23 protein-coding genes and 1 pseudogene are annotated in these 22,971 nt (G+C 61.7%); 12 read left to right on the top strand and 12 right to left on the bottom strand.

Annotation, left to right across the window (positions count from 1 at the left end; translation table 11 throughout):
* Window positions 1-58: 58 nt before the first annotated feature.
* The 3 genes from ACL9RJ_RS25085 to ACL9RJ_RS25095 form a co-directional block, all read right to left on the bottom strand.
* Window positions 59-367, bottom strand: coding sequence for a PepSY domain-containing protein (locus ACL9RJ_RS25085; RefSeq protein ID WP_017126162.1), 309 nt, complete (start codon window positions 365-367; stop codon window positions 59-61).
* A 124-nt stretch (window positions 368-491) separates the two neighbouring features.
* Window positions 492-1,616 (bottom strand): glycerophosphodiester phosphodiesterase, encoded by a 1,125-nt coding sequence (locus ACL9RJ_RS25090; RefSeq protein ID WP_422765780.1) that lies wholly within the window; start codon window positions 1,614-1,616, stop codon window positions 492-494.
* Between the two features lie 36 nt (window positions 1,617-1,652).
* On the bottom strand, window positions 1,653-1,847 hold the full coding sequence (locus ACL9RJ_RS25095; protein ID WP_177128543.1) for a hypothetical protein: 195 nt from the start codon (window positions 1,845-1,847) through the stop codon (window positions 1,653-1,655).
* Between ACL9RJ_RS25095 and ACL9RJ_RS25100 the strand changes: the two genes are divergently transcribed.
* Window positions 1,846-2,172 carry a DUF2025 family protein gene (locus ACL9RJ_RS25100; RefSeq protein WP_017126160.1) on the top strand — a complete coding sequence of 109 codons (327 nt, stop codon included), beginning with the start codon at window positions 1,846-1,848 and terminating at the stop codon, window positions 2,170-2,172. The genes ACL9RJ_RS25095 and ACL9RJ_RS25100 overlap by 2 nt on opposite strands.
* A 44-nt stretch (window positions 2,173-2,216) precedes the next feature.
* Here the strand turns inward: ACL9RJ_RS25100 and ACL9RJ_RS25105 are convergent, their stop codons facing one another.
* Window positions 2,217-2,927 carry a CTP synthase C-terminal region-related (seleno)protein gene (locus ACL9RJ_RS25105; protein ID WP_177084512.1) on the bottom strand — a complete coding sequence of 237 codons (711 nt, stop codon included), beginning with the start codon at window positions 2,925-2,927 and terminating at the stop codon, window positions 2,217-2,219.
* 73 nt (window positions 2,928-3,000) lie between these two features.
* Between ACL9RJ_RS25105 and ACL9RJ_RS25110 the strand changes: the two genes are divergently transcribed.
* Window positions 3,001-3,888 (top strand): LysR family transcriptional regulator, encoded by an 888-nt coding sequence (locus tag ACL9RJ_RS25110; RefSeq protein ID WP_245223002.1) that lies wholly within the window; start codon window positions 3,001-3,003, stop codon window positions 3,886-3,888.
* Between the two features lie 22 nt (window positions 3,889-3,910).
* Here ACL9RJ_RS25110 and ACL9RJ_RS25115 read toward each other — a convergent pair whose 3' ends face one another.
* The 4 genes from ACL9RJ_RS25115 to ACL9RJ_RS25130 all read right to left on the bottom strand — a co-directional run bounded on the left by ACL9RJ_RS25115 (window position 3,911) and on the right by ACL9RJ_RS25130 (window position 7,888).
* The gene (locus ACL9RJ_RS25115; protein ID WP_017126157.1) at window positions 3,911-4,438 is read right to left on the bottom strand and encodes a DUF1003 domain-containing protein; all 528 of its coding nucleotides are present in this window, start codon (window positions 4,436-4,438) and stop codon (window positions 3,911-3,913) included.
* Window positions 4,439-4,521: 83 nt separating this feature from the next.
* Window positions 4,522-5,838: a methyl-accepting chemotaxis protein gene (locus ACL9RJ_RS25120; RefSeq protein WP_422765781.1), complete on the bottom strand. Its 1,317-nt coding sequence runs from the start codon at window positions 5,836-5,838 to the stop codon at window positions 4,522-4,524.
* 182 nt (window positions 5,839-6,020) lie between these two features.
* Window positions 6,021-7,103 (bottom strand): diguanylate cyclase, encoded by a 1,083-nt coding sequence (locus ACL9RJ_RS25125; RefSeq protein WP_178990724.1) that lies wholly within the window; start codon window positions 7,101-7,103, stop codon window positions 6,021-6,023.
* 170 nt (window positions 7,104-7,273) lie between these two features.
* Window positions 7,274-7,888 (bottom strand): TetR/AcrR family transcriptional regulator, encoded by a 615-nt coding sequence (locus tag ACL9RJ_RS25130; RefSeq protein ID WP_422765782.1) that lies wholly within the window; start codon window positions 7,886-7,888, stop codon window positions 7,274-7,276.
* Window positions 7,889-8,085: 197 nt separating this feature from the next.
* Here ACL9RJ_RS25130 and ACL9RJ_RS25135 point away from each other — a divergent pair, with 197 nt between their 5' ends.
* Together ACL9RJ_RS25135 and ACL9RJ_RS25140 are read left to right on the top strand one after the other, a co-directional pair.
* The gene (locus ACL9RJ_RS25135; protein WP_422765783.1) at window positions 8,086-9,135 is read left to right on the top strand and encodes an MBL fold metallo-hydrolase; all 1,050 of its coding nucleotides are present in this window, start codon (window positions 8,086-8,088) and stop codon (window positions 9,133-9,135) included.
* A 137-nt stretch (window positions 9,136-9,272) separates the two neighbouring features.
* Window positions 9,273-10,871, top strand: a complete 1,599-nt coding sequence (locus ACL9RJ_RS25140; protein ID WP_422765784.1) for an amidase family protein — start codon at window positions 9,273-9,275, stop codon at window positions 10,869-10,871.
* 51 nt (window positions 10,872-10,922) lie between these two features.
* Here ACL9RJ_RS25140 and ACL9RJ_RS25145 read toward each other — a convergent pair whose 3' ends face one another.
* Window positions 10,923-11,726, bottom strand: a complete 804-nt coding sequence (locus ACL9RJ_RS25145) for an SDR family NAD(P)-dependent oxidoreductase (RefSeq protein WP_178990730.1) — start codon at window positions 11,724-11,726, stop codon at window positions 10,923-10,925.
* 118 nt (window positions 11,727-11,844) lie between these two features.
* On the opposite strand from ACL9RJ_RS25145, the gene ACL9RJ_RS25150 reads away from it, so the two are divergent.
* Complete coding sequence (locus ACL9RJ_RS25150; RefSeq protein ID WP_017126151.1) at window positions 11,845-12,783, top strand: GlxA family transcriptional regulator; 939 nt, start codon at window positions 11,845-11,847, stop codon at window positions 12,781-12,783.
* A 107-nt stretch (window positions 12,784-12,890) separates the two neighbouring features.
* Complete coding sequence (locus ACL9RJ_RS25155; protein WP_017126150.1) at window positions 12,891-13,451, top strand: AAA family ATPase; 561 nt, start codon at window positions 12,891-12,893, stop codon at window positions 13,449-13,451.
* 59 nt (window positions 13,452-13,510) lie between these two features.
* Here ACL9RJ_RS25155 and ACL9RJ_RS25160 read toward each other — a convergent pair whose 3' ends face one another.
* Window positions 13,511-13,840, bottom strand: coding sequence for a helix-turn-helix domain-containing protein (locus tag ACL9RJ_RS25160; RefSeq protein WP_042935299.1), 330 nt, complete (start codon window positions 13,838-13,840; stop codon window positions 13,511-13,513).
* 193 nt (window positions 13,841-14,033) lie between these two features.
* Between ACL9RJ_RS25160 and ACL9RJ_RS25165 the strand changes: the two are divergent.
* Window positions 14,034-14,294, top strand: a pseudogene (locus tag ACL9RJ_RS25165) (type II toxin-antitoxin system HicB family antitoxin); the annotation flags it as partial.
* A gap of 289 nt (window positions 14,295-14,583) precedes the next feature.
* Here the strand turns inward: ACL9RJ_RS25165 and ACL9RJ_RS25170 are convergent.
* Complete coding sequence (locus ACL9RJ_RS25170; protein ID WP_212810042.1) at window positions 14,584-15,831, bottom strand: ribonucleotide-diphosphate reductase subunit beta; 1,248 nt, start codon at window positions 15,829-15,831, stop codon at window positions 14,584-14,586.
* 489 nt (window positions 15,832-16,320) lie between these two features.
* The gene (locus ACL9RJ_RS25175; RefSeq protein ID WP_017126142.1) at window positions 16,321-16,584 is read right to left on the bottom strand and encodes a DUF2790 domain-containing protein; all 264 of its coding nucleotides are present in this window, start codon (window positions 16,582-16,584) and stop codon (window positions 16,321-16,323) included.
* Between the two features lie 413 nt (window positions 16,585-16,997).
* On the opposite strand from ACL9RJ_RS25175, the gene acs reads away from it, so the two are divergent.
* The 5 genes from acs (at window position 16,998) to ACL9RJ_RS25200 (ending at window position 22,968) form a co-directional block, all read left to right on the top strand.
* Entirely contained in the window at window positions 16,998-18,953 is a 1,956-nt protein-coding gene (gene acs / locus ACL9RJ_RS25180; protein WP_103032973.1) for an acetate--CoA ligase, read from the top strand.
* 647 nt (window positions 18,954-19,600) lie between these two features.
* The gene (locus ACL9RJ_RS25185; RefSeq protein ID WP_017126141.1) at window positions 19,601-20,377 is read left to right on the top strand and encodes an ABC transporter substrate-binding protein; all 777 of its coding nucleotides are present in this window, start codon (window positions 19,601-19,603) and stop codon (window positions 20,375-20,377) included.
* A gap of 91 nt (window positions 20,378-20,468) precedes the next feature.
* Window positions 20,469-21,158 (top strand): ABC transporter permease, encoded by a 690-nt coding sequence (locus ACL9RJ_RS25190; protein WP_017126140.1) that lies wholly within the window; start codon window positions 20,469-20,471, stop codon window positions 21,156-21,158.
* Window positions 21,155-21,853: an ABC transporter permease gene (locus tag ACL9RJ_RS25195; RefSeq protein WP_017126139.1), complete on the top strand. Its 699-nt coding sequence runs from the start codon at window positions 21,155-21,157 to the stop codon at window positions 21,851-21,853. Before ACL9RJ_RS25190 ends, ACL9RJ_RS25195 begins: the two co-directional genes overlap by 4 nt.
* Before the next feature lie 2 nt (window positions 21,854-21,855).
* Window positions 21,856-22,968, top strand: a complete 1,113-nt coding sequence (locus ACL9RJ_RS25200; RefSeq protein WP_177119858.1) for a succinylglutamate desuccinylase/aspartoacylase family protein — start codon at window positions 21,856-21,858, stop codon at window positions 22,966-22,968.
* Window positions 22,969-22,971: the final 3 nt, after the last annotated feature.

The following is a 22,971-nucleotide window of genomic DNA, read 5'->3' on the forward strand; positions in this document are numbered from 1 at the left end:
GAAGCAGAAAAGCCGCGCCCTGATGGTTGAGGGCGCGGCTTTGGCGCAGGCGGGTGGATCACTTGTCTTTCTTTTCACTCTGGAAAGCGGCGGTCTTGGCGTCGAGCTTGACTTCCCATTTCACGCCGTCGGTGCCGGTCAGTTCGACCTCGTAGACATAACCGCCGCCGGCGACCTGATCGAGTTCGGTGTCGGTGATGGTGGCGCCGGGGTGCTTGGCCAGGGCGGCCTGGTTGAGCTTCTCGAAGTCGGCGATGGCGCCGGATTTGAGCAGCCCGGGAATATGGTCCGGACGAACGTCGGCCTGGGCGAAACCGGCGGCGAGGGTCAGGGCGGTGGCAGTCAGCAGTGTGGTAAATGGTTTCATCTGGAAGATCCCTTGATTGAATGGCTTCAGTGGGATCAGCTTAGGTGTTGCAACTTAATTCATCCTTAATCCCTGAAACCGGCGCTCCGGCGCTCCGGGGCGCCGGTCCATGGGGCGAGGCGGCTCAGTAGCCGTTGGCCTCGAGGATCTGCGGCACGGTCTTCGGTGAAGCGCGCTTGAAGTACTTCAGCAGTTCCGAGGCGCGGTTGGTGAAGATGCCATCGACGCCGGCGTCGAGGACCTTCTTGAAGTCCTGGGGTTCGTCGACGGTATAGACGTGCACCAGCAGACCCTTGTCATGGGTGTACTTGTTCATCCAGGGTTTGACCAGGTCCGAATAGCTCTGGTCGCCGCCATGGGTCAGCTCCGCCGACGGGCCGGTGCCGATGGCGCCCTGGGCCTTGGCGTAGTCGATCCACTGCTCGAATTCGGCCTTGTCCTTGGGTTCCTGCCGGGCGTAGTAGGCGGCCTTGGTCTTCTCGCCGGAGTCGGCGAAGCTGACCTTCGACTTCGGTTCGATGCTGCCTTCACCGACCCACAGCAGGAGGATTTTCGGGGTGTCCGGCATTTCCTTCTGCAACAGCTCCAGGCTGCTCTTCTCGAAGGTCTGCAGGATCACCTTGCCTTTGCCCTGGCCGACCTGGGGCTGTTCCTTGGACACCACCGTGTTGGCGCTCAGCAGGCCGCGTTCCTGCAACTTGTTCTTCAGGTCATGTTCGATGCCGGGGAACTGCTTGGGCTCCTTGGTCTCGATGTACAGGCCCGGCTGGTGTTTCGGGTTGGCCTGGGCGATATCGATGATCTGGTCCAGGCTGAGGATCTTCAGGCCGACATAGGCCGGGCGGGCACGCTCCGGGTAGGCCTTGTTGAACCAGCTGCCGGCGTCCAGGGTCTGCAGCTCGGCCCAGGTGAACTCGTCGGCCGGGCTGTCCTTGCGCTCGGGGAACTTGCTGGCGACGTCGGTGGTGCGCGACAGGTTGTTGTCGTGCAGGGCGAAGATCACACCGTCCTTGCTGCGTTGCAGGTCCATTTCCAGGTAGTCGGCGCCCAGGTCGCGGGCCAGGGTGTAGGACGCCGCGGTGGATTCGGGGGCATCGAACGAGGCGCCACGGTGGGCGATAACGGCCGGATGCGGGATACCGTGGGTGGCGGCGAGATCGGCCGAGGCGGTGCTGGCCTGCGCGCTGCTCAGGCCCATGGCCAGCAACAGGCTCACGATCAGGGTACTTTTGCTGAAGGTGACGGGCATTTCGAATTCCTTTCGTGGAAGCGGGGGGAACTCCTTTTAACAATTGAATGCTTCAAGTGCTATCGCGAAACCGACATAAAGCTGACATGCGTCGTTTTTTGCCGGCGTAATCGTGATGGAATCTGCAATACGCTCGAGTCGCAGTTTCCCCTCCAGAGGGAAACGCACCGCCTGCCTTGTGTGTAAACCATCGACCCATGAGCCTTCCGGCTCTCCAGTGAGGTTTACCATGCGCATCACCTCTGAACTCATCTGCCAGGCCGCCGACCGGCTCCAGGGTTTTGTCGGCCTGAACCGCAAGACCGGCCGATACATTGTCCGTTTCAGCGAAGACGCCTTCGGCATGGACGTGGCGGATGACGCGATCATTCCCGCCAGCGAATTCGTCTGGTTGCCAGCGGCGCAGGAGACCATGTGCCTGAGCCGCGAGCGTATTCAGTTGCTGCTGGATCAGAATATCGATGATCGGATCGCTGTCAGCGAACCGCTGCGGGTGTATATGCGGCGCGTGGATATTCCGGAGATTGCTGCCTTGCGCCGGGTGCTCGCTACCTGACGTGCCGGCTCTGCTCAGCGATCGAAGCGATAGGCTCGCTCTACCTATTGCGAGCGTTCCGTGCAGGCGCTGAGGAAGGCAGCAACCAGTGGTGGCGGGTTGCCTTGCAGGGCGGCCCGTTCCGGCTGGAACAGGGTTGCGACAAAGAACGGGTGGTTCTTCAGTTCCACCGCCCGCAGGTCGCCCAGGGTATCGCGACCGCTGGCCGATATCCCGGCGTCGAGAAAGGCGGCCTCGAACTCGGGGTTGATCCCGTAGCGGCAGCGATATCCTTCGTGGATCTGCAGGCGGGCATAGGCCCTGGCGATCCGCGTGCCCGGCACCAGCGTGATGCTGTCCGTGGCCTCGACCAGCGAACAGCTCAATGGCGAGATGACCGCACGTGGCGAATCGGGCACCTCCTCGCCATGTTCTGCATCGGCCCAGCCGAGCACATGGCGGGCATATTCGAGAATGGCATGTTGAAATCCGCCACAGGTGCCGAGAAACGGTCGTTGCTGCTCGCGGGCATGCCGAATCGCCAATAACGCGCCTTCGAGACTGCGATACGGACTGGCCGGTACGCACCAGAAACCGTCGAAGACCGAGAGATCGGTGCCGGCTTCGATGCTGTCGGTGGCCAGCCAGTGGGGCCGCACCGTCACGTCGACGGTTTGGGCCGCCAGTTGCAGGGCTACCGGGATGGCCCGGTGGGCCGTGACCTGCGGGTCGTGATCGCCGACCAGGGCAATCCGGAGACTGGGTTGAATGGACATCCGTGTTTCCCTCGGCTTGTTGATTTCTGGCGCGAACTATAAGGTGGCGCTGGCGCATTCAATATAGGCATTTATCCAAGTGAACAATGCATCGGCGCACTATCGACTGGAGCATGCGGACCTGGCCTTGATCCTGGCGCTGGTGCGTGGCCGCTCCCTGGCGCGAGCGGCGGCGTTGCTCAAGGTCGACGTATCGACGGTGTTCCGTGCGGTGCGGCGGCTGGAGGCGGCACTGGGCCAGAGCCTGTTCGAGAAGAGCCGGGCCGGGTATCTGCCCGGCAGCCTGGCGCAATCCCTGGCCGAGCAGGCCGAACGTGCCGAGCAGGCACTGGAGGCGGCGTGTATCAGCATCGAGCAGGGCGGCGAGGTGATCAGCGGCACCGTGCGCCTGACCTGTACCGATTCGGTATTGCAGAGCCTGCTGCTGCCGGCGCTGGCGCGGTTCATGCCGGCCTATCCGGCGCTGACCCTGGAACTGAGCACGACCAACGATTTCGCCAACCTGAGCCGACGCGACGCGGATATCGCTGTGCGCCTGACGACGTCGCCGCCCGAGCATCTGGTGGGGCGTTGTCTCGGGCAGGTGAGCTATCGCGTGTGTGGCAGCGCGGCCTACCTGCGGGCGGCTGGCCACGAGGATGCGCAGCGGCTGGCCTGGATCGCGCCGGATGACTCGCTGCCCGATCACCCTACGGTCACCTGGCGTCGGCAGCACTTGCCTGGCGTGCGTCCGGTTTATCGCTGCAACAGCATGTTGTCGGTGGCCGAACTGGTAGGGGCCGGGTTGGGTATCGCGGTGCTGCCGGACTTCATGATCAGTGAGGCGCAGGGCATGCGGGCGTTACACCCGCCCTTGTCCTGCCATGAGTCGGCCCTGTGGTTGCTGACCCGCCCGGATTGCCGTGCCTTGCGCTCGGTGGTGACGCTGTTCGATGAGCTGGCCCGGTCAATCCGTCTCTAGTGGCCTGTGTGGCTGCGAGGTGTCAGGATTTGCGCACGAAATGCTCGTGCATCTCCGAGGTCAGGTTCTCGATGCGCTCGGTCAGTTGCTTGGTCATTTCCGTCAGGCGGGTGTTCTGCTCCAGCAACTCCAACAGTTGCGCGGTGTTTTTTGCGGCGGTGGCCTGGCGCTCGGTGTTGGCGATGGCCAGGGCTTCGCGGTGCTGGGCGTCGGCGTCGGACTGGGCCTTGTCGCGGGCGGCCTGGCGCGTCTGGGCCAGCAGGATCAGCGGCGCGGCATAGGCCGATTGCAGGCTGAAGGCCAGGTTGAGCAGGATGAACGGATAGACGTCGAAGTGGGTGATACCGGTGACGTTGAGCACCACCCAGAGCAATACGATCAGGGTCTGGGCGCCAAGAAAGGTCGGTGTCCCGAAGAACCGCGCAAAGGCTTCGGCCTTCAGGGCAAAGTTGTCGTTGCCAAAGGTCGGGCCGAGGTGCGCATGGGCGCGATGGAAACGCAGGTGATCGACTTTTTCTTCAGGTTTTACTTCGAGCGTGTCGGCGGTCATGGGGCACTCTTCAGGGCGTGGAAACAGGCCTCACTATAGACCTGTCGCCCGCTGGCAAGTGCCCCTTTCCTGGCGTTTCCCCGTCAATGTCCCTGGTCGTTGGCGAACATGCTGACCGCCTGCACGGCGTTGCTGGCGCCATCGCGGATCTGCAGGATCACCGTACCGGCTTCGTCCGCCAGGCCGACCCCCTTGGCCGCCCGGTCACGGGTGCCGTTCATGCTGTGGATGGCCTGCTGGGTTTCGTTCTGGATCATGTCGATCATGCTGGAAATCTCGGCGGTCGAGCCGCTGGTGCGCGCCGCCAGCAAGCGGACCTCATCGGCGACCACGGCAAACCCGCGTCCCTGCTCGCCGGCCCGTGCCGCTTCGATGGCGGCATTCAGGGCCAGCAGGTTGGTCTGGTCGGCAATCCCGCGAATGGTGTTGACGATGGCGGTGATCTGCTCCGAGCGTTCGCCCAGCTTGGCGATCAGCGCGGAGGAGCCCTCGATGTTCGAGGCGATCTCGCGCATTTCGGTGGCGGCCTGCTGGATCACCTGGGTGCCTTGCTCGGCGACTTTGCGGGTCTCGACCGAGATGTGATACGCCTCGCTGGCGCTCATGGCGTCCTGGGTGTGTTTCTCGACCCGCTGGGTCACGTCCGAGGCGAACTTCACCACTTTGCACAGCTTCCCGCTGGCGTCGTAGACCGGGTTGTAGCTGGCCTCCAGCCAGACCGTCTGACCGCGCTTGGTCACGCGTTCGAACTGGCCGCTGAAGAATTCGCCCTGGTTCAGGCGACGCCAGAAGTCCTGGTAGTCGTTGCTGCCGACGGTGGCCGGGGTGCAGAAGACCCGGTGATTCTTGCCCTGGATCTCGGCCGGGCTGTAGCCCATCAGATCGAGGAAGTTCTGGTTGGCGCAGATCACGGTGCCGTCGGGGGTGAACTCGATGGCGGCCATGGCCCGGTCGATGGCCTGCAACTTGCCATTGGCTTCGCTTTCCTGCTGCATCTTGGCGGTCACGTCCAGCGCGTACTTGACGATTTTCACCACGCTGCCGCTTTCATCGCGGATCGGGTTGTAGCTGGCTTCCAGCCAGAGATTGCGCCCATCGGCCGCGACGCGCTCGAAGGTGCCGGACTCGAACTGCCCGGACTTCAGGCGTGACCAGAGCTGGCTGTACTCGGCGCTGCGGGCATAGGCCGGTGTGCAGAACAAGCGGTGGGGCTGGCCCAGGACCTGCTCCTGGCGATAGCCGGTGGCCTTGAGGAAATTGTCGTTGACCCGCAGCACCGTGCCGTTGAGATCGAACTCGATGACGGCCATGGAGCGGTCGATGGCGGCGAGCAGGTGGGCTTGTTGATCGATGGTCTGTTGCAGGGTCTGGATGGCTTTCTTGTGGGCGGCAAAGAACATGGTGTTCGCTCGGAGAAGGGACAGCGTTAGGGTCAGTCCCTGTCGAAGCCCGGCTCACCCCGTCAGGCAGGGGACCGGTTGCCAGCGTTCCGTAGGTGGCACTTTGCCCTTATCGTCATACAAATCTGCCGGGAGTTGTACAGAAATCCGCCGTACGGCTTTTTGTACGAGGCGAGCGGACGTCAGGCGGAGTTGGCGAGGAACTCGGTGGACGGATCGGCGCTGGTGTTGTCGGCGCTGTTGACCTTGTTGCGCCCGGTGTTCTTGGCCATGTAGAGCGCCTTGTCGGCTTCGTTCAGCCAGGCGCCGGCATCCTTGAAGTCGGCGCGGCAGGGCGCCAGGCCGATACTCAGGGTGACCCGCAACTCCGGCACTTCCTCGCTGCGATAATTGCTGAACACCTGGCGCAGCCGCTCCATGACCTCGTTGGCCTGGGCCAGCGACATATCCGGCAGGATCACGCAGAACTCGTCGCCGCCATAGCGCCCGGCCAGGTCGTGTTCACGCAGGTTGGCCCGCAGGTCGCGGCTCAACTGGCGCAGCACGCTGTCGCCGATCAGGTGGCCGTAGGTGTCGTTGATGCTCTTGAAGTGGTCGATATCGATCACGGCGATCGTGGCCTGGCATTGCGCTTGCCGGCATTTGTGGAACTTGACGTGCAGCAGGTCTTTCCAGGAACCGTGATTGAGCAGGCCGGTCAGGCTGTCGGTGCGGCTCAGGGCGCTGAGGGCACGCTTGTGCTCGGCCAGCTTGATCGCCAGCTTGAAGCAACCCATGCCGATGACCATCGGGTACAGGATCAGCACCGGCAGGCAGGCATAGATCTGCAGCTGGGTGGTCACCGGGTTGAACGCCGGGGTGAAGATCAGCCAGGACACCACGATCCCCAGCGCTTGCGCGGCCACGCCCTGGGCCATCAGCCGCGGGCCACCGGCGGCGACGTTGTGCATGGTCATCAGCGAGAGCATGTTGACGGTGACCAGGGGATTGAACTGCATGGTCGCCGCCCAGAACCCGCCCATCAGCGAATCGATCAGGATATTGCGTCGTTCGGTGCGGTAGGGGTAGCTGGAGTGGCGGGCGACCCGGTACGCCACGTGCGGCCAGGCGACGGCATTGAGCAGCAGCAGGCCCCAGATCCAGGCTGGCATCGACAGGGGAGCGAGTGCGGCGATCACGCTGAAACAACCGATGCCAACGCCTACCGTTCGGGGCAGGTAAATGCGTCTGGCAAACGACTGCCCTTTGCCACGTTGGATTTCCATAGGTCTATGCGCCACTTTTTTCTTTATCTGAGCACAAAAGCTGTGCTCTGCACGGAACGGCCGTTCATCGGATAAGCAAGATGAATATTGTCGAGCATTCCGTAAAGAATAATCAGTGTCCTTCCAAGCCATTTCGAAGGTCTGGAAGGTGATTCAGGCGTCTGCGCCGGCTATTTGACGATTTCGTAGCCGGCGAGGAACAGATCCAGCGCCGATTCTATGACGCGGGTCTGCATCGGGGGATCCAGCGGTGGCTGGCCGAGGGTGATCTGTGGCCAGAAGGCGAAGGCCTTGAGCAGCCCGTGCAGTTGTTGGGCGGCAAATTCCGGGTCGACCGCCTTGAAGGTGCCGTCGGCCTGGGCATCACGGATCCACTGTTTGAAACCTTCCTCGCGCTCGGCCAGGCGCGAAACCATATCCTGCGCGCGCTCGGGAGCATGGATGGTGGCGGCGATCGCCACCCGGGCCAGGTCGAGGAAGTTGCCGTCATTGAGCAGACGCATTTTCAGCGTCAGCAAATCGCGCAACTGGTCACGCAGCGAGCGCTCCGGATGGTAGGACATATCCAGTTGCGAAGCGCTGCTGGCCCACAGGTGGTGGAGGATTTCCGCGAACAATTCTTCTTTGCTCGGGAAGTGGTTGTACACGGTGCGCTTGGAGACCCCGGCGATGGCGGCGATCCGGTCCATGCTCGTGACCTCGAAACCGTCGGCGCGAAAGGCCTCGATGGCGGCCTGGATAATGGCTTCGCGTTTACGGTCGGTCAGGCGCAGGGGAACGGTCATGGGCAGGCTTCAAAAGGGTTGATAAAAATTACACTCGGCAGTTTACTTGTCGGGCGCTTTGTTGCAAGCTAGAAACTACACTGTGTAGTGTAGTTTGTTTTTTGCAATATTACCGGATCAAGGCTTGCGTGCGGCGGCCATCGATCACTCCGTACTGAACGTGGGAACTGCGCTGGGTTCCCGGGAGTCACCCTGTCATGGCTATTCGTTCGCGCACCCCCGACAAATCCTCGTCCCTGCAAGAGCAGGGGCTGTTTCGCAACCAGGCCCCGACTCCTCACGGCGGTCTGGGCAAGACCCTGGGCATCTTCTGGAAAATGCTGTTCCAGAAACCGCGCAATACCCGTCCGGCGAACCGCGTACCGGTCGCGGCGTTGAGCCGTGAGCAACTATTGGCCGCGCCCGACTTCAGCGTATTCCGCCTTGGCCATTCGACCCTGTTGCTCAAGTTGCACGGCAAGTTCTGGCTGACCGATCCGGTGTTCGTCGAGCGCGCCTCGCCGGTACAGTGGGCCGGACCGAAGCGTTTCCACCAGCCGCCGATCAGCCTGGAAGAGTTGCCACCCATCGAGGCGGTGATTCTTTCCCACAATCACTACGACCATCTGGACTACAAGACGGTCCTGCAACTGGCCGAGAAGACCCGGCACTTCCTAGCACCGCTGGGCGTGGGCGATCTGCTGGTCAAATGGGGTATTCCCGCCGAAAAGGTCCGGCAACTGGACTGGTGGGAGGAAACCACGGTCGATGGCATCCGTTTCGCCGCGACGCCGTCGCAGCACTTCTCCGGGCGCACGCTGTTCGACAACAACCAGACCCTGTGGGCGTCCTGGGTGATGATCGTCGGTGATGTACGGATTTTCTTCAGCGGCGACAGCGGCTATTTCGATGGCTTCAAGCAGATCGGCGAGCACTACGGGCCGTTCGACCTGACCCTGATGGAGACCGGTGCCTACAACGTCGACTGGCCCCATGTGCACATGCAGCCCGAACAGAGCCTGCAGGCCCACCTGGACCTGAAGGGTCGCTGGTTGCTGCCGATCCACAACGGCACGTTCGACCTGGCGTTCCATGCCTGGCATGAACCGTTCGATCGGATTCTCGCCCTGGCCTGGGAGCGTAATGTGGCGATCACCACGCCGCAGATGGGCGAGGCGTTCAATCTGCTGCAACCCCATCGTGGCCGCGCCTGGTGGCTGGATGTCGAGCAGACGGTAACCGCCGAATTGCTGGCTGCCGCGCGTTAAGGCATCTGACTCCAACCGTCGACTTTTGGCTCGACCCGTAACGACCCGTGTCCGGCGCTTCTTGCACAAGTGCCGATTAGGATGACCGGCGCCAGTGAAATGACTCACTGGCTTCTGGTTTGATCAGGACACGATTCATGTCTTTACCGTTCAAAAAATGTGCCTTGGCGCTTGCCCAGGCCGCCTTGTTGAATGCCTTGTACCTGACTCCGGCGACAAGCCTGGCAGGCATCTGCGAGACGGCCGTTGCCGCGTCGTCACCGTCGACCCAGGACCAGGCTCTGCAGGGGGCTGAGTACTTGAGTGCCAGTGACCTTGGCGAAAGGCTGGCGCAAGGGTGCTTCACCTCGGTGGCCCTGGTTCAGCACCTGAACGAGCGCATCCGTCGTCTCGATAAGAAAATGATTGAAGAGCGCGCGATCAACGCTGTCCTCGAGCTTGATCTCGAAGTGCTGAAGGTTGCCCAGGCGCTGGATGAAGAGCGCCGACAGGGAAAAGTCCGCAGTCCGTTGCATGGCGTACCGGTGCTGCTCAAGGACAATATCGAAACCGGCGACAGCCTGCAGACCGCGGCCGGCTCGCCGGCCATGGTCGGCCAACCGGCGCAACGGGATGCCTTTACCGTCGCCAGGCTGCGTGAGGCCGGAGCGATCATCCTGGGCAAGACCAACATGAGTGAGTGGGCGAACTTCCGCGGCGACGAACTACCCGACGGTTGGAGTGGCCGGGGTGGACAGACCCATAATCCCCACAAACTCGACGGCGATGTCTGTGGCTCCAGTTCGGGCTCGGCGGCTGCGGTTGCCGCCGGTTTTGCGCCGCTGTCGGTAGGGACCGAAACCCTGGGCTCGATTATCTGCCCGGCGCAGAGGAATGGTGTCGTGGGGTTGAAACCCTCGGTGGGCCTGTTGAGTCGCTCGGGTATCGTCCCGGGTTCGCGTGAACTCGACAGCGCCGGCCCGATCACCCGGTCGGTGCGGGATGCCGCCCTGATGCTCAATGCAATGACCGGTCTTGACCCGAAGGACCCGGCCACGTCACAGGTGCCGGTAGCGAAGGACTACAGCGCATTGCTGAAAGAGGATGCGCTGAAGGGCAAGGTCATCGGTTATCCGAGCCGTTTCCAGCCTGGCAGCCAGGCCATGGAGGATCATCCGCAGTTTGCCAGGGCGCTGGCGACCATGAAGGAGGCGCGGGCGCAACTGGTTCCGGTCGATCTGCCACATACCGACTGGAGCCAGGGTGAAACGGCACGCCTGGACCGTTTGTTCGACATGTCGATCAAGCGCGTTCTGCCGGATTATCTCGCCAGCCGCCCCGGCCTGCCGGTCTCCACGTTGCAAGGGTTGATTGATTACAACGAAAGCCAGCCGGCAGAGGAAAACCATAACCAGAATCTGTTGAAAAGGGCCAATGCGCTGGTACTGGACGAAGGCAAGTACCTGCAACTGGTCTCCGAACTTGGAGGCGAAGCCCGGACAAATATCGACAGTGTATTGGTCAAGCATGGTCTGGATGCGATCCTGGGTGACCCGCATCCGTGGGCATTCCTGGAAGTCGCCAGCGTCGCCCTGGCGGGATACCCGGGGATAACCGTGCCTTCGGGGCTGGATGTCGACGGCATGCCGACCTGGGTTCACTTCTTCGCCGGCCGCTGGAGCGAGGCCGAGCTGCTGGCGGTTGCCTATGGCTATGAACAGGTTTCCGCGCAACTGGTCCACCCGGATCTGCCCTGACTTCTCCCGGTGAAGTGAGCAAGCCCGTTGGCGGGCTTGCTCCGGGGCGGGTCAGGCGCCGGTCAGGTAACGTGACGCCGGCCGGCTGTGGGACAGATTGGGGCCCAGTGCCAGTCGGGCCTGCTCGTATGCCTGCCAGTCGGCGATATCCGGCAGCGACGGAATGGTCACCAGTTCTCCCTGGGCCAGGCCGGCGAGGGCGGCGTCCACCATCTGCTCGGCGCTCATGACGATCTCGCTCGGCAGGTGCTGGACCGACAGGCCGGCCACGTCCCAGAACTCAGTGCTGGTGGCGCCTGGCAGCACGGCCTGGAGCTTGATGCCCTTGTCGCTCAGTTCATGGTGCAGCGACTGGGTGAATGCCAGCACATAGGCCTTGGTCCCGCCATATACCCCGTTCAGCAGTTGCGGCGCCAGGGCGACGATGGAGGCGATATTGACGATCGTCCCTTCACCACGAGCCACGAAGCTGGCCGCGGCAGATTTTGCCAGGCGGGTGAGGGCGACGACGTTCAGTTGAATCATCGCATCCATCTTGGCCTGCTCGGACTCCAGAAGCGGGGACGCGGCGCCCACCCCGGCGTTATTGATCAGGACACGGATACGGCTGTCGGTTTCCAGGATATGGGCGATGCGGGCCAGGTCGCGGTTGTCGTTCAGGTCGGCCTGGACCACTTCGATGGTGCGCTGGGTTTCCTGGCCCAGGCGCAGTGCCAGTTTTTCCAGGCGTTCGCGATTGCGGGCGACGAGGATCAGGTCGTGGCCGCTGCGCGCCAGGCGATCGGCATACAGGGCGCCAATGCCGGAGGAGGCGCCAGTGATCAGGGCCACGCCTGGGTGGGATGTTTGAGTCATAACGAGTCTCCAGAATGGCCGGCGAGATGTCGGCGTTGCTGGAACTAAGATTATGGTGGTAATTTATTGTCAGCAATGTCAGATATCCCACCTTTTAGGACATCCCGGAGAACCTTCCATGATCAGCGTCGGCATTATCCTGTTCCCGGGTTTCCAGGCGCTGACGCTGGCTACCGGTTCGGTCTTCGAGCATGCCAATCTGCAAGTGGAGCGTGAGGTCTACCGGGTCGATCTGGTTTCCGAGCACGGCGGCGTGGTCAGGAGCTCCATGGGTTTTGGTGTCGAGACCAGGCCGTTCGGTGCACAGGAGTACGACACCCTGCTGGTGGTGGGCGATAACGACCTGGTGCCCGGCGCGTGCGGCTTGATTGACTATCTGCGTGCTGCCCCGGCCTTTGCCCGGCGCATCACCTCGGCCTGCACCGGCTCGTTTCATCTGGCCGCGGCCGGCCTGCTCGAGGGTCGACGGGCGACGACCCACTGGTATCACGCGCGAATCTTCCGGCAGCGGTATCCGGGTGTCCGGCTTGAAGAGGATCGGATCTTCACCGTGGACGGACCGATCTGGACCTCGGCCGGCATGACCGCCAGTATCGACCTGGCCTTGGCCCTGGTGGAGCAGGACCTGGGCGTGGAAGTGACCCGGGAGCTGGCACGCACCCTGGTGGTGTATCACCGTCGGGCGGGTGGTCAGTCGCAGTTTTCCGCGCTGCTGGCCCTTGATCCGAAGTCCGATCGCGTGCAGAGCGCCCTGGCCTTTGCCCAGGAGAACCTGCGCGAGGATCTGTCCGTGGAGCAACTGGCGCAGGTGGCGCATCTCAGTCCCCGGCAATTCAGCCGCCTGTTTCGGGCGGAAACCGGCCAGTCCCCGGCCAAGGCCATTGAACACCTGCGCCTGGAGGCGGCCCGGTTGATGATGGAGTCGGGCTGGCATTCCATCGATATCGTCGCCCGAGACACCGGTTTCGGTGACGCCGAGCGCATGCGCCGGGCCTTTCTGCGGGCCTACGGACAGCCGCCGCAGGTCATACGGCGGTCGCTGCAACTGCAGCTCTAGACGCTGCACAAGAAGGCCTGCCCGTCGCCGGGTAAGTGCGCGTGCCAGGGCCTGGGAGGCCGCCGGTCTATCATGGTGTGTGAGACAGGATGTGCTCAGGAATCCTTATGGCCTACAGAATCCACCTTTTCGGTGCCTCCGGCTCCGGCACCACGACCCTGGGCCGGGCACTGGCCGAGCGCCTGGGTATCGCGCATTTCGACTCGGACAACTTCTACTGGCAGCCCAGTGAACAGCCCTTCAGTTGCAAGCGGCCGAGGGACGAACGGATACGCCTGTTACGCGAACAGCTTACCGGGCATGACAGCTGGATACTCTCCGGTTCGCTGTGCGGTTGGGGCGATGCACTGATCCCGGCGTTTACCCATGCCATTTTCGTCTGGCTGGCCCCCGAGGTTCGCCTGCAACGTCTGCGATGGCGGGAGTTCCAGCGTTACGGTGCACGAATATATCCGGGCGGTGAACGTTTTCTTGCCACACAGACCTTTCTGGACTGGGCCGCCGGTTATGACACGGGTGACCACGGCACCCGCAGCCTGAAACGCCATGAAACCTGGATCAAGGAACTGAGATGCCCGTTGCTGCGGGTGGACTCCACTCATTATCCGGTAGAAGCCCTGGTCGATCGTGTGATCGAAGAGCTTGACCGGGCATCAATCGCCCGCTGACATCAGCGCTTTGCTCAAGCCATCTTCGGACGTCCTGCCGCCAGGTGGGCACTCATCGCTTATTCGATCATTTCGAAATCTTCGCGCTTGATCGGATCCGGCGTGCAGCCGCGAATATTCATCCCCCGACCTGGTGCAAAGCCGGGGAAAAATACCAGGCCCTCGGCTTCCAGGCGAAAGGCCAGTGCCAGGCGGGTGACATCCTTGAGCGGTTCACCGGCCTCGAAACGCTGGATGGCTGCCACCGAGACGCCGGATTCCCGTGACAACTGCTCCTGGCTCCAGCCCAGCATGACGCGGGCCTGGGCACAGTGCTTGGGCGTGAATTGATGAAGCACGATGCGCTCGGCGGTGGTCCTTGGCACTGAAAGGCTGGCTGGGCAGGACATGCTGTTCTCCGGTATCGATCAGGATGAAATGTACTGTGTTTTTGTACAGTTGTTTGTAAGCCTGATCAACCGGTTTTTCAGGATTCCGATTATCGGTATGGGAGCCGCGATGGCGGGTGCACCCAGCAGATGACATTTTCTGTAACTGCCTTTGCTTTGATGGGGAGAAAGTTGGTTGTGTGTGGTGTGTATAAAAGGTCTGTTGGCCGATGGGCAGCCGCTGCCTCATGCACGGGAGGTGGATGTCTATCTGGACGTGCCTGATTACGCGGGTGGGTTGTGGGCCCTTGTCGATTTTGATCTGACGCCTTACCTGGGCAAGTCGGTGAGATTCAACGCGTCACTGCCTGAGCACCTGCTTGAGTGGATCGACGAACGTGTCCAAAAAGATCAACGCTATGCCTCACGCTCCGGCTTTCTGGCGACGGCGGCCTTGCGTGAGTTGTATGCCTGAACGCCTTCATATCCAAAGCGAGATGACTGGGAGGGAGGCAATCGGGCGGTCAACAAGTTGATGACCTTGTTTACCTGTAGCCGGCTGAGCGATAGCGATCCGCAAGACCTGGGCAACATTGCCGCTATTTCGCGATTGTTGCTACAGGATGCCAGTGACGTATTTGATGTGATCGAAACGCGAGGGCTGAAAGAGCAGCGTGTAGCTTCCTGATACAGGTAGGCAAATAAAAAAGCCCTGAACAAGTTCAGGGCTTTTTGCTTTCCGGACTATTGGTGCAGGACGAAGATCAATCCCAGCTCAACGCGCCGCCAGTCTGGTACTCGATCACGCGGGTCTCGAAGAAGTTCTTCTCTTTCTTCAGGTCCATGATCTCGCTCATCCAGGGGAACGGGTTGGTGGTCCCCGGGTACTCTTCCTTCAGGCCGATCTGCGACAGGCGACGGTTGGCGATGAACTTGAGGTAGTCCTCCATCATCGCCGCGTTCATGCCCAGTACGCCGCGGGGCATGGTGTCACGGGCGTATTCGATTTCCAGCTGGGTGCCCTGCAGGATCATCTGCGTGGCTTCTTCCTTCATCTCGGTATCCCACAGGTGCGGGTTCTCGATCTTGATCTGGTTGATCACGTCGATGCCGAAGTTCAGGTGCATGGATTCGTCGCGCAGGATGTACTGGAACTGCTCGGCGACGCCAGTCATCTTGTTGCGCCGACCCATGGACAGGATCTGGGTGAAGCCGCAGTAGAAGAAGATGCCTTCCAGCACGCAGTAGTAGGCGATCAGGTTGCGCAGCAGTTCCTTGTCGGTGTCGACGGTGCCGGTCTCGAACTTCGGATCGGAGATCGAGCGGGTGTACTTCAGGCCCCAGGCGGCCTTTTTCGCCACCGAAGGGATCTCGTGGTACATGTTGAAGATCTCGCCTTCATCCATGGCCAGCGATTCGATGCAGTACTGGTAGGCGTGGGTGTGGATCGCCTCTTCGAAGGCCTGGCGCAGGATGTACTGGCGGCATTCGGGGTTGGTGATCAGGCGGTAGACGGCCAGCACCAGGTTGTTCGCCACCAGGGAGTCGGCGGTGGAGAAGAAGCCGAGGTTGCGCATGACGATGCGGCGCTCGTCGTCGGTCAGGCCTTCCGGGTTTTTCCACAGGGCGATGTCGGCGGTCATGTTGACCTCTTGCGGCATCCAGTGGTTGGCACAGCCGTCGAGGTACTTCTGCCAGGCCCAGTCGTACTTGAAGGGGACGAGCTGGTTGAGGTCGGCGCGGCAGTTGATCATGCGCTTTTCATCGACTGCGACACGGGCCGAGGCGCCGTCGAGTTCGGCCAGGCCTTCGGCAACGTCGAGGGCGTCGAGAGCAGCCTTGGCACGGGCGATGGCGGCCGAATCGGACGCGGTCACGGCACGGGCCTCGAGGGCGGCGGCACCACCGGCGCTGTCCAGGCGGTCCATGTTGGCTTCGGTGGCATGGCCGGCGTTGGCACCCTTGGGCGCTGCTTCACCTTCTTCTTTGTCGAATTCGTCCCAGCTCAGCATGACGTGTCGTCTCCTGCGTGAGGGCCTGTCGCCCGTGTGAAAACACTGATGGTCGGTTTTTCACACGGCCAACGGCCGCGTTGGATAGATGGAATCGTTTGTCGCCCTGGCTATGCAGGCAAAGCTACGCAGGCAAACAACGGAAAATTTGTACGGGGCCCTCGAGGGGCGGGTGGCGCAGGGAATGACGCCTGTTCCTGCAGTGATGCCAGCGTGAGAACGCTACCTTGCAAGGGAATGTTGCGAGCCCGTTTACCGGGACATTATAAGGGCTTTTTCGGGTCAATGGTGTGACGGATTCCGACCTTGTGCGTGCTTTTCAGGACGCGCCTCGGATTTGCAGGGCTTTGGCGGCAAAAGAGTTTTTTGACCGGAGGGGGTGTTTTGCGACGGTCGGTCCGGCTGATCGGCGAGGGGGTGGTTTGACGGGGGATGCACCTTTGCCGCAGGACTCGTTGCCTGCGGCGGGTGGTTTTTTTATGCCGGCTATCAGCCGTTGGAGCAACCGTTACCCATTACGCGATATTCCATGATATGCCGGACGCCCTGGGAGTCTTCGTAGACCATGCGTGCCGGTACAACTTCGCAAACTTCCGGGATTTCACTCATGGAGATAACTTTGTGAATATCCGGGTGTGCCGAGTAAGTGTATTCCTCTACGGGCAGGTTCTGGTTGGCTACATCAGTCGCCGCCTCGCCGGCCATGGCTGTGGCACACAGGCTGCTGAGGATTAAAGCGGCAAAAAGTTTCATCGGGTTCACCTATTGACGGTCGTGTGGGGGCACGCGGCCCTTGTGAGGCCGCGAGTGAAGCTGTCGAAAGTTTGAATTCGAATTAACGGCCTTCGTGGGGGCTGTCACTTGGTTAATTCGTTGCCTTAGTTGGCGAAGTTGATTTTAAGAGTGCGCAAACCATTCATATAGAGGGGCATTTGATAAAGACTATTGACAAAACCTGTAACAATCGTCGAAAAACGTCTCGCACACCCCGGATCCGAGTTATTTTCACCGGGCCAGAAAACGCTGCGGGCGGCGTGCTTGAGCCTTGCCGGCGGTTAATACGATGTTTTGTAGGGTTTTGTTACTACCATCGTCGAATGGCCCACCCGCGTCAGCCCGGCTACAACAGGGCCATAAAACAACAACTATCCACCGAGGTAAGAAAGATGAGTGCGGCTTCCCTGTACCCCGTTCGTCCTGAGGTCCTGGCGACTACGCTGACCGACGAGGCGACCTACAAGGCGATGTACCAGCAGTCGGTCGTCAACCCTGACGGCTTCTGGCGCGAACAAGCCAAGCGTCTCGACTGGATCAAGCCTTTCACCACGGTCAAGCAGACTTCCTTCGACGATCACCATGTCGATATCAAATGGTTCGCCGATGGCACCCTGAACGTTTCCTATAACTGCCTGGATCGCCATCTGGCCGAGCGCGGCGATCAGGTCGCGATCATCTGGGAGGGCGACGACCCTGCCGATTCGCGCAACATCACCTATCGCGAACTGCACGAGCAGGTCTGCAAGTTCGCCAACGCCCTGCGCGGGCAGGATGTCCATCGCGGCGACGTGGTGACCATCTATATGCCGATGATTCCCGAAGCCGTGGTCGCCATGCTGGCCTGTACCCGGATCGGTGCTATCCACTCGGTGGTGTTCGGCGGGTTCTCGCCCGAAGCCCTGGCCGGACGGATCATCGACTGCCGTTCTAAAGTGGTGATCACCGCTGACGAAGGCGTGCGTGCCGGCAAGAAGATCCCGCTCAAGGCCAACGTCGACGATGCCCTGACCAACCCGGAAACCAGCAGCATCCAGAAAGTCATCGTGTGCAAGCGCACCGGCGGCGACATCAAGTGGAACCAGCATCGTGACATCTGGTTCGAAGACCTGATGAAAGTGGCGGGCAGTGTCTGCGCGCCGAAAGAGATGGGCGCTGAAGAAGCCTTGTTCATCCTTTATACCTCTGGTTCCACCGGCAAGCCCAAGGGTGTCCAGCACACCACCGGCGGCTACCTGCTGTATGCGGCCCTGACCCACGAACGTGTATTCGACTACCGTCCGGGCGAAGTCTACTGGTGCACCGCCGACGTCGGCTGGGTCACCGGCCACACCTATATCGTCTACGGGCCGCTGGCCAACGGCGCGACCACCGTGCTGTTCGAAGGTGTGCCGAACTACCCGGACATCACCCGGGTGGCGAAGATCGTCGACAAGCACAAGGTCAATATCCTCTACACCGCACCAACGGCCATCCGCGCCATGATGGCCCAGGGCACCGCGGCCGTCGAAGGCGCCGATGGCAGCAGCCTGCGCCTGCTCGGCTCGGTGGGCGAGCCGATCAACCCGGAAGCCTGGGACTGGTACTACAAGAATGTCGGCAAGTCCCGCTGCCCGATCGTCGATACCTGGTGGCAGACCGAGACCGGCGGCAACATGATGAGCCCGCTGCCGGGCGCCCATGCCCTCAAGCCGGGCTCGGCGACCCGTCCGTTCTTCGGCGTGGTACCGGCTCTGGTGGACAACCTGGGCAACATCATCGAAGGGGCGGCCGAAGGCAACCTGGTGATCCTCGATTCGTGGCCGGGCCAGGCGCGTACGCTGTACGGCGACCACGACCGTTTCGTCGACACTTACTTCAAGACATTCCGCGGCATGTACTTCACCGGTGACGGCGCCCGTCGCGACGAAGACGGCTATTACTGGATCACCGGCCGTGTCGATGACGTGTTGAACGTTTCCGGGCACCGCATGGGCACCGCCGAGATCGAAAGCGCCATGGTCGCCCACCCGAAAGTCGCCGAGGCGGCGGTGGTCGGCGTGCCCCATGACATCAAGGGCCAGGGCATCTATGTCTATGTCACTCTCAACAGTGGCGAGGAGCCGAGCGAGGCGTTGCGCCTGGAGCTGAAGAATTGGGTGCGCAAGGAGATCGGGCCGATCGCCTCGCCGGACGTGATCCAGTGGGCGCCGGGGTTGCCGAAGACGCGCTCGGGGAAAATCATGCGCCGTATCCTGCGCAAGATTGCCACGGCGGAATACGACGGGCTGGGTGATATCTCCACCCTGGCCGATCCGGGTGTGGTGCAGCACTTGATCGATACCCACAAGACCATGAACGTCGCCTGAGGCGCTTCAAGGTCATCGAGCCCCGTCCGGCGTGAGCCGGGCGGGGCTTTTTACTTGTGAGCCGGCTTGCCGGCGATGGCGGCAGGAGGGGCTCTGCGGGGCTCAGGGGCCTCTTCGTCGGCAAGCCTGCGCCTGCAAAGAGCAGGCGTATCTGAGTGAGAAAGAGATAAATATCGGTTTTTGCCGTAGGGCATTTCCGGTTGTTACCCTTGCACCTTCAAGTAACCGAATATGTCACCTGTCGCCCATAACCGGGGCAAAGGGAAACGCCCGCCACTGTTTTTCGGCCTACCAGGCCTGCGGAAAAAACATCGTCGCACGCTGTGCTTGCCGGAATAGAAGGCTTTGCGAATAATAGGCCCGCAATTTGCAACGTAGATCGGTTGCCTGTCTTTTGCTCTTGCATAAAACTCAAGGGCTGTCAATGTGCCGGGTCGGCATTCTCGATGCTTCTGTAATTAGTTGTCGCATTGAAGAAATATCGACTTCGGGCCTGTCGTTAGAATGCCGATCACTCCCTCGTCGTTGCCTGGGCTGGACTCGAACCAGCGCCTGCAGGACGCGGCAACGCTATCCCGTTTAACCCATCCGCATATTGGGCTCACGCTCACTCTGCCGTTTTTGCCCTTTACCGATGGAGTCCTAAGATGAAGAAACTCGTGCTTCTTGGCGCCCTGGCACTGTCCGTGCTGTCGCTGCCGACATTCGCCGATGAAAAGCCTCTGAAAATTGGTATCGAAGCGGCTTACCCTCCGTTCGCTTCCAAGGCGCCGGATGGCAGCATCGTCGGTTTCGACTACGACATCGGCAACGCCCTGTGCGAAGAGATGAAGGTCAAGTGTGTCTGGGTCGAGCAGGAGTTCGACGGTCTGATCCCGGCGCTCAAGGTGCGCAAGATCGACGCGATCCTGTCGTCCATGTCGATCACTGAAGACCGCAAGAAGTCCGTCGACTTCACCAACAAGTACTACAACACCCCGGCTCGCCTGGTGATGAAGGAAGGCACTGTCATCAGCGCCAACCTCGCCGAACTCAAGGGCAAGAATATCGGTGTGCAGCGCGGCTCGATCCACGAGCGTTTCGCTCGCGAGGTCCTGGCTCCGCTGGGTGCCGAGATCAAGCCTTACGGTTCGCAGAACGAGATCTACCTCGACGTGGCCGCCGGCCGCCTCGACGGCACCGTGGCCGATGCCACCCTGCTGCAGGACGGCTTCCTGAAAACCGACGCCGGCAAGGGCTTCGCGTTCGTCGGCCCGCAATTCACCGACGAGAAGTACTTCGGTGACGGCATCGGCATCGCCGTGCGCAAGGGTGACAAGGCCGACCTGGACAAGATCAACGCCGCTATCGCCGCGATCCGTGCCAGCGGCAAGTACAAGCAAATCCAGGACAAGTACTTCGACTTCGATATTTACGGCAAGTAAGTCATCGCAGCAGTTCGTCCGAAATGGCGCAAGCAACAGGCTCCCTGAGGTTTGCGCCATTTTTTCATCCCTGTTTTCGAGGACCTGAATCATGTTGAAAGGCTACGGGGCGGTTATCCTCGATGGCGCTTGGCTGACGCTTCAGCTCGCCTTGTCGTCCATGGCCCTGGCCATTGTCCTGGGTCTGATCGGGGTGGCGTTGCGCCTGTCGCCGGTGCGCTGGCTGGCCTGGCTCGGCGACCTGTATTCCACGGTGATCCGCGGGATTCCCGACCTGGTGCTGATCCTGCTGATTTTCTACGGCGGCCAGGACCTGCTCAATCGTGTCGCGCCGTTGCTCGGTTATGACGACTACATCGATCTCAATCCCCTGGCGGCCGGTATCGGTACCCTGGGTTTCATTTTCGGGGCGTACCTGTCGGAAACCTTCCGCGGTGCCTTCATGGCGATCCCCAAGGGGCAGGCCGAGGCCGGCATGGCCTACGGCATGAGCAGCCTGCAAGTGTTCTTCCGGGTGTTGGTGCCACAGATGATTCGCCTGGCGATTCCCGGCTTCACCAACAACTGGCTGGTATTGACCAAGGCCACCGCACTGATTTCCGTGGTCGGCCTGCAAGACATGATGTTCAAGGCCAAGCAGGCGGCCGACGCCACCCGCGAGCCTTTCACCTTCTTCCTTGCAGTGGCGGCGATGTACCTGGTGATCACCAGTGTCTCGTTGCTGGCATTGCGTCACCTCGAGAAGCGCTACTCGGTAGGCGTAAGGGCGGCTGATCTATGATCTTCGACTACAACGTCATCTGGGAGGCCATGCCGCTGTACCTCGGCGGCTTGCTGACCACCCTGAAACTGCTGGCCTTGTCGTTGCTGTTCGGCCTGCTGGCGGCCTTGCCGCTGGGCCTGATGCGGGTGTCCAGGCAGCCTCTGGTGAACACCAGCGCCTGGCTCTACACCTACGTGATCCGCGGCACGCCGATGCTGGTGCAGTTGTTCCTGATCTACTACGGCCTGGCCCAGTTCGAAGCGGTGCGCGAGAGCTTTCTCTGGCCCTGGCTGTCGAGCGCGACCTTCTGTGCATGCCTGGCCTTTGCCATCAACACCAGCGCCTATACCGCGGAAATCATCGCTGGCAGCCTCAGGGCCACACCCAATGGCGAGATCGAGGCGGCCAAGGCCATGGGCATGTCGCGCTACAAGATGTATCGGCGCATCCTGCTGCCATCGGCCCTGCGCCGGGCGCTGCCGCAGTACAGCAATGAAGTGATCATGATGCTGCAGACCACCAGCCTGGCCTCCATCGTCACCCTGATCGATATCACCGGCGCCGCGCGTACCGTCAACGCCCAGTATTACCTGCCGTTCGAAGCCTACATCACTGCCGGCGTGTTCTACCTGTGCCTGACCTTTATCCTGGTGCGCCTGTTCAAGCTGGCCGAGCGCCGCTGGCTGGGCTACCTGGCTCCACGGAAGCACTGAGCATGGAACGTATCGATCATTCCCTGCCCTGGGGCAGCCTGGGCACCGAGCGCCAGCTGTCGGTATTCCGTTTCGGCAGCGGCGAGCGCAAGGCCTATATCCAGGCCAGCCTGCACGCCGACGAACTGCCGGGCATGCGCACCGCCTGGGAGCTGAAGAAGCGCCTGCTCGAACTGGAAGCCCGGGGGGCCCTGAAGGGGGTCATCGAACTGGTCCCGGTGGCCAATCCGATTGGTCTGGGGCAGTTGCTGCAAGGCAATCACCAGGGCCGTTTCGAATACGCCAGCGGCAAGAATTTCAACCGAGACTTCGTGGCGCTGGCCGAGCCGGTCGCGGCCCTGGTGGGCGACAGGCTGGGGGACGATCCCCATGCCAATGTCCAGTTGATCCGCCAGGCCATGCGCGATGTGCTGGCGGCCTTGCCGCCGGCGAACAGCCCGTTGCAGGGGATGCAGCGGATCTTGCTCGGCCATGCCTGCGATGCCGACGTGGTGCTGGACCTGCACTGCGATTGCGAGGCGGCGCTGCACATGTATGCGTTGCCGCAACACTGGCCGCAGTGGCGCTCCCTGGCGGCGTACCTGGATGTGAAAGTGGCGTTGCTGGCGGAAGAGTCGGGCGGTACTTCCTTCGATGAGGCCTGTTCGCTGCCCTGGTTGCAGTTGTCGCGGCAGTTCCCGCAGGCGTCGATTCCGCTGGCGGGCATGTCCACCACCATCGAACTGGGCGGCCAGGCCGATACCGGCCGGCCCGAGGCCGAGGCGCACGCCGAAGGCATCCTCGCGTTCCTCGCCGGGCAGGGCCTGATCGGCGGCGAGTGGCCGGCGCCGCAACATGAAGCCTGTGAAGCCATGCCCTTCGAAGGCACCGAGTTGCTCTACGCGCCCCATGCCGGCGTGGTCAGCTATCTGTGCCCGGTGGGCAGTTGGGTCGAGCCCGGCGAGCCGCTGTTTGAAGTGATCGATCCTTTATCCGACCGGGTCAGCACCGTGTGTGCCGGCACAGCCGGTGTGTTGTATGCCGTAGAACGGCTGCGTTACGCCCAACCCGCGATCTGGCTGGCCAAGGTGGCGGGGCGCGAGCCTCTTCGCCACGGGCGCCTGCTCAGCGACTGACCT

Origin of the sequence: Pseudomonas sp. Mn2068, from assembly GCF_049319725.1 — a bacterium.
In the GTDB taxonomy this organism is placed as follows: domain Bacteria; phylum Pseudomonadota; class Gammaproteobacteria; order Pseudomonadales; family Pseudomonadaceae; genus Aquipseudomonas; species Aquipseudomonas gingeri.